The organism is uncultured Citricoccus sp. (genome assembly GCF_937871995.1).
GTDB lineage: Bacteria > Actinomycetota > Actinomycetes > Actinomycetales > Micrococcaceae > Citricoccus.
The window spans coordinates 1-12,250 of sequence record NZ_CALMQR010000079.1 but is presented as its reverse complement, the minus strand read 5'-3'; the positions used below and the strand labels follow the sequence as shown (position 1 = coordinate 12,250).

9 protein-coding genes and 2 tRNA genes are annotated in these 12,250 nt (G+C 71.9%); 8 read left to right on the top strand and 3 right to left on the bottom strand.

Annotated features, from left to right (window positions below; genetic code table 11):
- The first annotated feature begins 19 nt into the window (after positions 1–19).
- The 3 genes from tmk to Q0283_RS10030 are packed head-to-tail and all read left to right on the top strand — an operon-like array spanning position 20 to position 3,622.
- Positions 20–757, top strand: coding sequence for a dTMP kinase (tmk, locus tag Q0283_RS10040; RefSeq protein WP_298044430.1), 738 nt, complete (start codon positions 20–22; stop codon positions 755–757).
- Positions 754–1,983: a DNA polymerase III subunit delta' gene (locus Q0283_RS10035; protein ID WP_298044427.1), complete on the top strand. Its 1,230-nt coding sequence runs from the start codon at positions 754–756 to the stop codon at positions 1,981–1,983. The genes tmk and Q0283_RS10035 overlap by 4 nt, the downstream gene beginning before the upstream one ends.
- A gap of 10 nt (positions 1,984–1,993) precedes the next feature.
- A complete protein-coding gene (locus tag Q0283_RS10030) occupies positions 1,994–3,622 on the top strand; it encodes an alpha/beta hydrolase (RefSeq protein WP_298044425.1) in 1,629 nt (542 codons plus the stop codon).
- A gap of 100 nt (positions 3,623–3,722) precedes the next feature.
- On the opposite strand, the gene Q0283_RS10025 is transcribed toward Q0283_RS10030, so the two are convergent.
- A complete protein-coding gene (locus Q0283_RS10025) occupies positions 3,723–4,499 on the bottom strand; it encodes an HAD family hydrolase (protein ID WP_298044422.1) in 777 nt (258 codons plus the stop codon).
- Between the two features lie 193 nt (positions 4,500–4,692).
- Between Q0283_RS10025 and Q0283_RS10020 the strand changes: the two genes are divergently transcribed.
- Together Q0283_RS10020 and Q0283_RS10015 are read left to right on the top strand one after the other, a co-directional pair.
- Positions 4,693–4,769, top strand: a tRNA-Thr gene (locus tag Q0283_RS10020).
- A gap of 177 nt (positions 4,770–4,946) precedes the next feature.
- Positions 4,947–5,243: a rhodanese-like domain-containing protein gene (locus Q0283_RS10015; protein ID WP_298044418.1), complete on the top strand. Its 297-nt coding sequence runs from the start codon at positions 4,947–4,949 to the stop codon at positions 5,241–5,243.
- A gap of 43 nt (positions 5,244–5,286) precedes the next feature.
- Here the strand turns inward: Q0283_RS10015 and Q0283_RS10010 are convergent, their stop codons facing one another.
- Both Q0283_RS10010 and Q0283_RS10005 read right to left on the bottom strand, forming a co-directional pair.
- Entirely contained in the window at positions 5,287–5,736 is a 450-nt protein-coding gene (locus tag Q0283_RS10010; RefSeq protein ID WP_298044414.1) for a hypothetical protein, read from the bottom strand.
- Positions 5,736–6,800 carry an NAD(P)H-quinone oxidoreductase gene (locus Q0283_RS10005; protein WP_298044412.1) on the bottom strand — a complete coding sequence of 355 codons (1,065 nt, stop codon included), beginning with the start codon at positions 6,798–6,800 and terminating at the stop codon, positions 5,736–5,738. The genes Q0283_RS10010 and Q0283_RS10005 overlap by 1 nt, the downstream gene beginning before the upstream one ends.
- A 134-nt stretch (positions 6,801–6,934) precedes the next feature.
- Here Q0283_RS10005 and Q0283_RS10000 point away from each other — a divergent pair.
- The 3 genes from Q0283_RS10000 to Q0283_RS09990 form a co-directional block, all read left to right on the top strand.
- Positions 6,935–7,022, top strand: a tRNA-Ser gene (locus tag Q0283_RS10000).
- A 233-nt stretch (positions 7,023–7,255) separates the two neighbouring features.
- Positions 7,256–9,547 (top strand): bifunctional UDP-sugar hydrolase/5'-nucleotidase, encoded by a 2,292-nt coding sequence (locus Q0283_RS09995; protein ID WP_298044410.1) that lies wholly within the window; start codon positions 7,256–7,258, stop codon positions 9,545–9,547.
- A gap of 205 nt (positions 9,548–9,752) precedes the next feature.
- A partial coding sequence (locus tag Q0283_RS09990) for an ExeM/NucH family extracellular endonuclease (RefSeq protein WP_298044409.1) occupies positions 9,753–12,250 on the top strand: 2,498 nt, incomplete at its 3' end.

The following is a 12,250-nucleotide window of genomic DNA, read 5'->3' as shown; positions in this document are numbered from 1 at the left end:
CCGCCGGTAGGCTGGGCCGGTGACTGAGACGCCTGCTGCCGCCGTCCCCGGAGCCCGAGGGCGGGGCGTGTTCATCGCCTTCGAGGGCGGGGACGGTTCGGGCAAGTCCACCCAGGCCCGGTTGCTGGTCGAGCGGCTCCGGGCCGCCGGCCACGACGTGCTGCCGACCCGCGAACCGGGTGGGACCGACATCGGTGAGCGGCTCCGCGAGCTCGTCCTGGATCCGCGGTACGCCCCCATCGATGCCGTCACCGAGGCCCTGATGTTCGCCGCCTCCCGGTCTGCGCACGTGCGCCAACTGGTGGCCCCGGCCCTGGCGGACGGGCGGATCGTGGTCACCGACCGCTACGTGGACTCCTCCGTGGCCTACCAGGGCGCCGGACGGGACCTCGGCCCCGAGACGGTGGCGCAGTTGAACGAGTGGGCCACCGGCGGACTGCACCCGGACCTCACGGTCCTGCTGGACGTGGACACCGGCACGGCTGCCGCCCGGAGGGCCCTGCGCGAGCAGTCGGCCGGGGGTGCCGGTCCGGACCGGATGGAGTCCGAGCCGGAGTCCTTCCACGCGCGCATCCGGGCGGCCTTCACCGACCGTGCGGACGCCGACCCGGGCCGGTACCTGGTGCTGGACGCCGCGCGGCCGGTTCCGGAGCTGGCCGAGGAGGTGCTGGGGCGGGTCACCGGACTCCTGGACCAGCGGGGCCGCTCCGGGGCGATGGCCACCGAAGGGACACAACCCGAAGGGAGCCGGCCATGACCGCGCCCTCCCCCGTCCCCGCGGACCAGACGACCCCGGTCGCACTGGCCCCGGCCTGGGCCGACCTCGCCGGCCAGCAGGCCGCCGTCGAGCAGTTGTCCCGGGCCGCCGCGGCGGACCGGCCCACGCACGCCTGGCTGTTCACCGGCCCCCCGGGATCCGGCCGTTCCAACGCGGCCCGGGCCTTCGCCCAGGCGCTGCAGTGCGAGGTCGAGGACCCGGACCGGCGCGGCTGCGGCAGCTGCCACGCCTGCCTGACCGTCGCCGCCGGGACAAACGCGGACGTGAAGGTGCTGGCCACCGAGAACGTCACCTACAAGATCGACGAGGTCCGCGACCTGATCGCGCTCGCCCAGGACCGTCCCACCTCCGGCCGCTGGCGCATCTTCATCATGGAGGACGCGGACCGGATGACGGAGCGGGCCACGAACGTGCTGCTCAAGGCGATCGAGGAACCGCCCGAGCGGACCGTCTGGATGCTGTGCGCCCCCTCCCCCGCCGACGTGCTGGTCACCATCCGGTCCCGGTGCCGCCAGGTGGGCCTGCGGATCCCCGCCGTGCGGGCGGTGGCGGACCTGCTGGTGGAACGCGACGGCCTGGACCCGGAGCTGGCCCTGTTCGCCGCCCGGGCCTCCCAGTCCCACGTGGGCATGGCCCGGCGCCTGGCCCGGGACGAGGGATCCCGATCCCGCCGCGAGTCGGTGGTGCACCTGCCCCTGCGCGTGAAGGCCACCTCGGACGCCGTGGCGATGGCCAAGGAGCTCGTGGAGGTCACCCAGCAGGAGGCCGCCTCCTCCGCCGAGGCCCGCAACGCCGAGGAGCGGCGCAACCTGCTGCGGTCCCTCGGGCTGGCCGAGGACGAGAAGGTTCCCGCCAAGCTGCGCCACCACGTCAAGAGACTCGAGGACGCCCAGACGGCGCGGAACAAGCGGGCCGTGCACGACACCCTGGACCGGGCCATGATCGACCTGACGGGACTGTTCCGGGACGTGCTGGCCCTGCAGCTGGGCACCGACGCCGAACTGGTCAACGAGCACCTGCGCGACGAGCTGGCCTCCTACGCCCGGGCCGCCTCCCCGGAACGCACCGTGGAGCGGATCGACGCCGTCTCCACGGCCCGGCGCCGGCTGGCCGGCAACGTCCCGCCCCTGCTGGCGCTGGAGGCGATGGCCACCAGCTTCCTGCCGGACCGGATCCTCGACCGACGACCGCCCGACCATCCCTGAGAGGCCCCGCGTGCGCCAGAGTCCCCGTGCTTCCCTCCGCCCCCTCGGCAGCAGTCCCGGCCGTCGGGTGCCCCTGCTCGCCGGCCTGTTGGCCGCGGGACTGTTCCTGACGGGTTGCATCCCCGAGGGCGGGGGCGGGACGGGCACCGGCACGGAGGGGACCACGCCGGGAGGCGGGCAGGAGGCCACCGGCGGGACCACCGGCCCCGGGACGGCCGCCCCCGGGGAGGTGCCCGACGGCCTCGGGGAGTACTACGACCAGGACCTGCAGTGGCAGGACTGTGAGCAGGACCAGGGCGGCTTCGAGTGCGCGACCGCCCGCGCCCCGCTGGACTACGCCGACCCGGGCGGGGACAGCATCGACCTGGCCCTGGTCCGCTCGGCCGGGGCCGGGGAGGACGCCCCGCACCTGCTGGTCAATCCCGGCGGGCCGGGCGTCTCCGGCGTGGACATGGTGGTCGAGGGGCTGGACTACGCCGTCTCGGCGGACGTCCGGGAGCACTACACGGTGGTCGGCTTCGACCCCCGCGGCGTGTCCCGTTCCGCCCCCGTCACCTGCCTGACGGACGAGGAGATGGACGAGGCCCGGGAGGGCCACATCGACCCCTCCACGGACGAGGGACTCGACCAGCTGCGCGAGTCCGCCCGCGAGTTCGCCGAGGCCTGTGAGGAGCACACCGGGGAGGTCCTGGGCCACGTGGACACCGAGAGCTCGGCCCGGGACATGGACCTGTTGCGCGCGGTGCTCGGGGACGACCGGCTGAACTTCCTGGGTTTCTCCTACGGCACCGACCTGGGGGCCACCTACGCCGGGCTGTTCCCGCAGAACGTGGGACGCATGGTGCTGGACGGTGCCATGGACCCGTCCCTGTCCGAGTCCGAGGTGACGCTGGCCCAGGCCGCCTCCTACGAGGAGGCCCTGGCGTCCTGGGCGGAGTACTGTCTGGCCGGCAGCGACTGCCCCCTCTCCGGGACCCCGGAGGACGCGGTGGCCCAGGTCCGGCGCCTCCTCGAGCAGGTAGAGCAGTCCCCGATGACCGCCTCGGACGGACGCCAGGTGCCGGCCAGCACGTTCGTGTCCGGGATGATCCTCGCGCTCAACGCCGACGAGAGCTGGCCCGTGCTGACCACGGCCGTCCAGGACGCCCTGGACGGCAACCCCGACCTGATGCTGCACCTGGCGGACCTGGGTGCCGGACGGGACGAGGACGGCACGTACGACTCGAACGTCACCGCGGCGATCACCGCCGTGAAGTGCCTCGACGGGCCGGCGCCGGCGGACACGCAGGTCCTGCGCGAGCAGGCCGCGGAGCTGGACGAGGCCTCCCCGACCCTCGGCCGGTTCCTGGCCTACTCCGGGCTGTACTGCGCGGTGTGGCCCGAGGCCCCGGTGAGTGAACCGGCCCCGGCCAGCGCTCCGGGCGCGGCGCCCATCGTGGTCGTCGGCACCACCGGGGACACCGCGACCCCCTATGAGTGGGCCTCGGTCCTGGCCGAGCAGCTGGAGTCGGCCGTCCTGGTGACCTGGGAGGGCCAGGGCCACACGGCCTACGGGCGGGCCGGGGACTGCATCGAGGACGCCGTGGACGCCTACCTGGTGGAGGGGACCGTGCCCGAGGACGGGCTGACCTGCCCCTGACGCCCGCGGGTCCGTGACCGGCCGGCCGCGGGTGGCGGTGACCGGTTCAGGTGGCCGGTGCAGGTGGCCGGTGCAGGTGGCCGGCCGGGGACGAGCCCCGTCAGCGGCCCTGGACCAGCGCCGGGATGTCCCGGACGGAGGGCACGACGGCGGTGGCACCGGCCGCCGTCAGCGCCGGCCCGTCGTGGTAGCCGGAGAGCACGCCGACCGTGAGCCCGGCCCCCGCGCGCTGACCGGCGCGGATGTCCCCGACCGTGTCGCCCGCGACGAGCACGGAGCGGACGTCGTCCAGGTCCAGGGCCAGCAAGGCGGTGAGGATCATGTCCGGGTAGGGCACGCCCCGGCCCGCGTCTGAGGGGCACAGGCTCAGGTCCGAGACGCCCATCCACCCCAGGGACTCCAGGATCATGTTCTGCGTGTGCCGGGCGAAGCCGGTGGTCAGCACGATCTTCATCCCCGCCTCGCGCAGTTCGGCCATGGCCTCGGCGGCCCCCTGCACCGGCCGCACCCCGCGCTCGGCGAGCAACTCGTCGTAGGCGGTCTCGAAGCGCCGGTTGGCCCGCCGGGCGACGACCGCGTCCTCACTGAAGATCGAGCGGAAGACCTCGTGGCGGGGGGTGCCGCGGGACCGCCGGAAGTAACCCACCATCGCGTCATGCCGGGGGCCGCCCGGTTCGATCCCCTCCTCGCGGAGGGCCGTGCTGAACGCGTCGTCCTGCAGGCCGCCCTCCTCGACCGTGGTGCCGGACATGTCGAGCACGGCCAGCCTCAGGGGGCGCGCCGGTTCCAGGCCCGGCCCCGGACGGGTGGTGGAGGGCATCGTCACGTCCGTTCTCCCCTCGAGGACGGCCCGGGCAGGTGCCGGGGTCTCGTTCATGGTCGTCCCACTCCACCGCACCTAGCTGTCCGGGGGTTGGCCGTGAAGTGAACGTCATCTGTGGGTTGTGGACCGCACCGGGCACCCGGATCCTCCCCATCCAACAAGCGCGCCATGACACGCTTTGCCCGGCAGGCCACCCTGCCGCTACCATGGACAGCCGTGGCACTCGCACGTCGGGCGCCACGGTAACGCCTCCTTAGCTCAGCTGGCCAGAGCAGCTCCCTCGTAAAGAGCAGGTCGCCGGTTCGAATCCGGCAGGGGGCTCCAGGAAACCTCCCCGAGACGGCTCACGCCGCTCGGGGAGGTTTTTTCATGCCGTGAGGTGCGTTCCACGGCGTGATCGTGCGCCTGATCCTCCAGCGATCCTTGCATACCCCGGGGGGTATGCAGCATACTGGGTGCACGGGTCACGCCCGCGAATCCATAGACCCTTGAGGAGCAGCCTTGTCCGAGATCACCATCACCGAGGCCGACCAGCGCCGAGCCCAGGACCAGGTCCTGGACGTCCGGGAGGACTTCGAGGTTGCCGAGGGAATGATCCCCGGCGCCATCCACATCCCCATGGGCCAGTTGGGCACGCGCCTGGACGAGCTGGACCGGACACGGCCGGTGATCGTGGTGTGCCGCAGCGGCAGTCGCAGCGCCCGGGTGGCCGAGGCCCTCGAGGCGGCCGGTTACGCCGCGGACACCATGGGCGGCGGGATGGTCGCCTGGCAGGGCGCCGGCCTGCCGGCGGGTTGACCCACGGCCCCGGGGCCTGCCCCTCGGCACCCGGAGTGCGTGGTCAACGCCCAGGGCGGAGCGTCTCTGCTTCCTCGACCGCCGCGATGACCTTCTCGGCCCGGCGTCCCACGGACTGCAGGGAGGACTGGCCGAGCCGGAACATGGCGGCCGCCTGCGCCGTGGTGGCCAGGTCGTTGGCGGCCCGGGACAGCACCCGGTGCAGGTCAGAGACGGGCGCCGGGACCTCCATCCCGTGCTCGGGGTGCTCCCGCCGGGCCTCGACGCACAGCCGCCGGACCCGCGGCAGCAGCTCGGCCAGCACGTTCCCGGCGTTCACCAGCCCGTTCATCTCGTCCTGCGGGATGCTCCCGCTGCGCTGCGCCTCGTCCACGACCTGCCAATACCGGTCCAGGGACCGGGCGAACCAGTCGTAACAGCGGCGCCACAGGTCGGTGCCGAGCTCACGATCGTCCTTCCGCCGCTGGCGCCCGCGTGCGAACGGCCCGGCCATCACGGGCGGTGCCGCTGCGCGCCGGAGTGCACGGCGTCCGCGGCGGCGGCCTCGGTGACGAGCAGCACCTTGCCGGTGCGGTCCGCCTCCTCGAAACGGTCCTGGGCCTGTGCCGCACGGTCCAGGGGGAAGGCGGTGTCCGTCGTCGTGCGGATCTTCCCGGCGCTGACCAGCGGCCAGCACTGGTCGCGGACCTGACGCATGATCTCCGCCTTCTCCTGCACCGGACGCGGCCGCAGCAGGGTCCCGGTCACCGAGCCGTTGACGCCCATCAGCCTCCCGAGCGGCAGGGTCCCCGAGCCCCCGCCCTGCAGGCCGATGACCACCAGGCGGCCGCCCCGGGCCAGGGCGTCGACGTTGCGCTCCAGGTACTTCGCCCCGATGACGTCCAGGATGACGTCCGCGCCGTGCCCACCGGTGATCTCGCGCACGCGCTCCACGAAGTCCTCCTCGCGATGATTGATGGCGGCCTCAGCCCCCAGCTCGAGGCAGCGCTCGACCTTCTCCGGGCTGCCGGCGGTGGCCAGCGGACGCGCCCCCAGCGCGGCCAGCAGCTGCAGGGCGAAGGAGCCGATGCCCCCGGTGCCGCCGTGGACGAGGACCCAGTCCCCGGCCTGGACGCCCGCCTCCATCACGAGGTTGGACCAGCACGTGGCGGCCACCTCGGGCAGGCCGGCCGCATCGATGAGGGAGACGCCGTCGGGCACCGGGACCACCTGTCCCTCGGGGACCGCGACGTACTCGGCGTACCCCCCGCCGGTGAGCAGGGCGCAGACGGGCGTGCCGAACTCCCAGGGCCCGACGCCGGCCCCGGTCTCCTCGATCGTCCCGGAGACCTCCAGCCCCGGCCCGTCCGGGGCACCGGGAGGCACCGGGTAGTTCCCCGCCCTCTGCAGCAGGTCCGCCCGGTTGATGCCGGCGGCGTGCACCCGGATGAGCACCTCCCCCGGTCCCGCGACGGGGATCTGGGAGTCGACGACGGCCACGACCTCACGACCACCGGCGCCGGTGTAGGAGATGGCCTGCATGGTCGGGTGGGACGCGTCCCGGGGCTGCGTGGTCATGGTTCCTCCGTGGCTGTGGGCAGTCGGTGCGCGCCGGACGCGCGCGGGCAGGGCTCCGTCCATGATCTACCGTCAGGCGGGTTCCCTGCCACCCGCGCGGCAACCGGGCGCCGGCCGTCTAGACTGGACCTTCTGGATGGTTGTCCGAGCGGCCGAAGGAGCTGGTCTTGAAAACCAGTGTGCGGTAACCCCGTGCCAAGGGTTCGAATCCCTTACCATCCGCTCTCCGTGGCATCACGCGCCGCATGCTCCCCTGTCAGGCCTGGAACTGGTCCGCCGGTCCACGGCACCTGGCGTATGCCCTCCCGTTATTTTCGGCGTCACCGAGACTTCATGCGGGGGTGGTGCGATGATGGGACCGTCGTCTTTCTCGGACGGCGGTCGTCCACGCCGGAATCAGCCCCGTCGCCGGCTGGAACGCACCGTTTCTGGGGCACCAGAGGAACCACAGACTGATGCAGCCAAGGAAATCCTTGCTGGCCGGTGTGCTCACCGCGGGGCTCGTCATCGCCCCTGCGGCAGCGCTCCCGGCCTCCGCCGACACCACCGTCCCCACCGTGACCGCCGAGGAGGCCATCGAGGCCGCCGCCGTCCCGGCCGCCGAGGGCACGGAGAAGATCTCGCTCCTGAGCTTCAACGACTTCCACGGCGCCCTGTCCCCCGACTTCTCCGGCACGCAGTTCGCCGACACCGTGGAGGACTATCGCGCCGCGTTCGAGGCCGCCCAGGGTGAGGGATCCACCCTGTTCACCAGCGCCGGGGACCTGATCGGCGCCTCGGCCTCGGTGTCCAACGTCCAGCAGGACGAACCGACGCTGGAGGTCATGAACGCCCTCGGCCTGGACGTCTCGGCCGCCGGCAACCACGAGTTCGACAAGGGCCTGGACGACCTGCAGGACCGCGTGCTGGAGATCGCGGACTTCGACATCCTGGCCGCGAACTTCGTGGACCCGGGGACCAAGGACCCGGTCCTGTCCTCCCACGAGGTGTTCGAGGTGGGCGGCGTGACGGTCGCCGTGATCGGTGCCGTGCCGAACAACCTCTACGCCACCACCACCGGCGCCGGCCTCGAGGGCAACGAGGTCCCGTACCACGTGGATGCCGTCAACCAGGTTGCCCGGATGCTCTCGGACGGCGTCGATGAGGAAGACAACGAGGAGGCCGACATCATCGTGGCCTCCTACCACGACGGTGCCGACGGCAACGGCTCGCTCGAGGAGGAGACCGCCCGCTCCGAGGTCTTCGAGCGCATCGTCAACGACACCGACCCGGCGGTGGACGTGATCTTCAACGGCCACTCCCACCAGGCCTACAACTACGCCACCACCGTCCCCACCGAGGACGGACCCAAGAACCGCCCGGTGGTGCAGGCCGGCCAGTCCGGCAACCTGCTCGCCGCCGTCGAGCTCGAGATCGACGCCGAGACCTCCGAGGTCCTCGGATACGAGTCCTCGCTGATCGAGCAGTCGGAACAGGACGCCGCAGCCGCAGCCGCGGAGTCCGAGGCCACCGCCGCCGTCTACGCCCTAGAGCAGGCGGCCGTCGCGGAGTTCGAGGAGCTGCAGAAGACCGAGATCGGTGAGATCGACGCGTCGATCACCACCGACTACCCGGTGCGCATCGCGGAATCGGGCTCCTGGCGCGCCGGCGGCACCCGGCGCCAGGAGACCACCCTGGGCAACTGGGCCGCCAACGCCCTCAAGGACAGGGTCGCCCTGTCCAACCCCGCCGTCGACCTGGGCGTGACCAACTCCGGCGGCCTGCGCGCCGAACTGCTGTACGACCGGTTCACCGCCGGCGGTGAGTTCACCGCCAAGCCGACCGCCGCGCACGGCAAGGTGACCCTCGGCGAGGTCCTCGACTTCGCACCGTTCGGCAACACCCTGGTCTACTTCGACCTCCCGGGCTCCTCGATCAAGCAGGTCCTCGAGGAGAACTGGCAGAACGGCCAGAAGACCAACCACCTGGGCTGGTCCGAGGAGCTGACCTACACCTTCGACGAGTCCCGTGCCCAGGACGACAAGGTCACCGGGATCTGGATCGGCGGCGAGCCGGTGGAGATGGACCAGATGTACACCATCGCCACCCTGTCCTTCCTGGGTGACACCTCCTGGGTCGGCACAGGCAACCCCGCCCCCGACGGCTACGAGGGCTTCGCCACCGGCCAGCAGGGCTACGTCGACCTGGGCATCATGGACAACCAGGCGTACCAGGAGTACATCCAGGCGCAGACCGCCGCCACCGGTGACATCCGCCCGGACTTCTCCAAGAACTCCGTGCAAGTGACCGGCGCCCCCGAGACGGTGGCCCCCGGTGAGGAGATCGTCCTGACCCTGGACGATCTCGAGTTGGACTCCGACGGCGCCGGGGACGCCACCGGCGTCGCCGTGGCCTTCGAGGCCGCCGACGGCACGGTGACCGAGCTCGGCTCCCAGGACATCGCCGCCGAGGGCGAGACCGTCACCCTCGCCGGGATCTCCGCTCCCGGGACCGCGGCCGAGGGCACCCTGGTCATGACCGTGACCTACGACGACCGGTACGCCTCCACCTCCGAGGTGCGCCTCCCGCTCAGCGTCACCGGCACCGGTCAGCCGGATGCCGGCACGGACAACCCGAACAAGGGGCCCGGCAACAACAGCGGCCGGGACAACCCGAACAGGGGCCCCGGCAACAACAGCGGCAACCATGACGGCGGCCGCGCCCCCGGTGAGAACCAGGGCAACGGCACGGGCCCGCGCTCGTCCTGATCCGACGCACTGACATGGACGGAACACCGGCCGTGACGGTGATGCCCCCGGGATCCGTCCCCGGGGGCATTGCCGTCCCCGGGCCCGGCCGGAGGGTACCGCGCCGCCGTCCACCCGCGGCCAACCGCTGGACACCGGCCGTTCAGCGTCACATGTGACCATGTCAACCGTCCTTCACCGCTCGCACCCCACCGAAAGTGACTCCATGAAGACCACCCACCGACTGACCGCCGTCGGGGCCTCGCTGGCCCTGCTCGCCGCGGCCGTCGTCGTCCCCGCCCAGGCCTCACCGGCGGGTGACGACGTCGTCATCAGCGAGGCCTACACGAACGGCGGGTCGGCCAACGCCGTCTACACGCACAAGTTCGTCGAGCTCTACAACCCCACGGACTCCCCGGTCTCCCTGGAGGGCTGGTCCCTGCAGTACCGCTCCTCCGGCGGCAGCTCGGCCCCGACCGGCGTCGTGCGGCTCTCCGGCACGATCCCCGCCCAGGGGTACTACCTGGTCCAGGGCAGCTCGAACGGCTCCGCCGGCCAGGCCCTGCCCGCCCCGGATGCCACCACGGGCGTGTCCTTCTCCGGCACCAGCGGGACCCTGGTGCTCTCCGACCAGTCCGCGGCCCTGACGGGACTGTCGACCGGTTCGGTCCTCTCCGGCCAGGACGAGCGCGTGGTCGACCTGCTGGGTTACGGTTCCTCGAACACCTTCGAGACCGCCGCGGCGCAGTCCCCGTCCGCGAACTCGGACCCGAGGTCGATGAACCGTGCCGCCGGCGGTGTGGACACGGACGACAACGCAGCCGACTTCAGCCTCTACGGGACCGTGACGCCGACGAACTCCACCTCGGAACCGGGCGACCCCGGTGACCCGGCCGACCCGGTCGACCCGGCACCCGGGGATCCCGTCACCCCCACCGAGGTCACCCCCATCGCCCGGATCCAGGGCACCGGGGAGGCCACCCCGCTGGCCGGGCAGGTCGTGACGACGCGCGGCGTGGTCACCGCGGTGTACTCCACCGGCGGCTACGACAGCTACTACCTGCAGACCGCCGGCACCGGCGGTGACGCCGGCGACGGTGACGGAGGCGGAGGCGGAGGCGGTGGAGAAGCCTCGGACGGCATCTTCGTCTACTCGCGGGACACCGTGGACGACGTCGCCCTCGGCGACCACGTCCAGGTCACGGGCACGGCCGGCGAGTACTACGCCCTGACCCAGTTGACCGTGGCCGACGGCGGCGTGGAGGTCCTCGACGAGGACGCCGCCGTGGAACCCACGGAACTGGAGTTCCCGCTCACCGAGGCCGAGAAGGAGGCCCACGAGGGCATGCTCCTCGCTCCCGTGGGTGACTGGACGATCACGGACAACTACGACGTCAACACCTACGGCTCGCTGGGCATCGTGCCCGGGGACAGCCCGCTGCTGAACCCGACGACGGTCGCCGAGCCGGGTGCCGCGGCCCAGGCCGTGAGGGCCGAGAACGACGAGAAGCTCATCGTCCTCGACGACGGCGCCGGCACGAACTTCATGCGCTCCCCCGGGAACCAGAACGCCCTGCCGTACCTGGACCTGGACGACCCGGTGCGCGTGGGCTCCGGGGTGGACTTCACCACCCCGGTGATCCTGGACTTCCGCTACGGCGCCTGGAGCTTCCAGCCGCTGGCGCACCTGACGGACGAGAACGCCGACCAGGTCCAGCCCGCCCGGTTCGAGGACACCCGGACCGGGGAGGAGGCGCCCGCCGAGGTCGGCGGCACCGTCTCCGTGGCCACGTTCAACGTGCTGAACTACTTCACCACCCTGGGGAACCGGTTCGAGTCCTGCGAGGCCTACGAGGACCGCGAGGGCAACCCCATCACGACCAACCGGTGTGATCCCCGCGGCGCCTACGACGAGGTCAACCTCGAACGCCAGCAGGCCAAGATCGTCGAGGCCGTCAACGGGCTGGACGCCTCGGTCATCGGCCTCGAGGAGATCGAGAACTCCGCGGTGTTCGGACAGGACCGGGACCACTCGCTGGCCACCCTGGTCGAGGCGCTGAACGCCGACGCCGGTGCCGAGAAGTGGGCGTATGCCGAGACTCCCTCGGTGACCCCGGACCTGGCCTCGCAGGACGTCATCCGCAACGCCTTCATATACCAGCCCGAGGTCGTGGAGACGGTCGGGGAGTCGGTGATCCTCGACGACCAGGTCGCCTTCGACAACGCCCGCGAGCCGCTGGCGCAGGTGTTCCAGGTCGTGGACGGGGATGAGTCCACCCGGTTCATCGCCATCACCAACCACTTCAAGTCCAAGGGCTCGGGCTCCGGCGCGGGCAACACGGACATCGGCGACGGCCAAGGCGCCTCCAACGCGGACCGTGTGGCCCAGGCCGAGGCCCTGGTCGCCTTCGCGGCGCAGCTGCAGGACGAGACCGGTGTGGAGAAGGTCCTGCTCATCGGCGACTTCAACTCCTATGAGAAGGAGGACCCCATCCGGGTCATGGAGGACGCCGGGTACGTCTCGCAGGCCCCGAGGACCGGTGAGCACACCTACGCCTTCGACGGCTCGGTCGGCTCCCTGGACGGCATCCTCGCCAACGCCGCCGCCGAGGCCACGGTGACCGGTGCCGATGTCTGGGACATCAACGCCGACGAGTCCGTGGCCCTGGAGTACTCGCGCTACAACTACGTCAACGAGATGCTCTACGCCGCGGACCAGTGGCG

Bases quoted from the DNA above. Each gene is read 5' to 3' on its own strand.
- Q0283_RS10035 (WP_298044427.1), top strand. From the start codon at position 754: ATGACCGCGCCCTCCCCCGTCCCCGCGGACCAGACGACCCCGGTCGCA.
- Q0283_RS10005 (WP_298044412.1), bottom strand. From the start codon at position 6,800: ATGACCACGCAGCCCCGGGACGCGTCCCACCCGACCATGCAGGCCATC.
- Q0283_RS09995 (WP_298044410.1), top strand. From the start codon at position 7,256: ATGCAGCCAAGGAAATCCTTGCTGGCCGGTGTGCTCACCGCGGGGCTC.
- Q0283_RS10010 (WP_298044414.1), bottom strand. From the start codon at position 5,736: ATGGCCGGGCCGTTCGCACGCGGGCGCCAGCGGCGGAAGGACGATCGT.
- Q0283_RS10025 (WP_298044422.1), bottom strand. From the start codon at position 4,499: ATGAACGAGACCCCGGCACCTGCCCGGGCCGTCCTCGAGGGGAGAACG.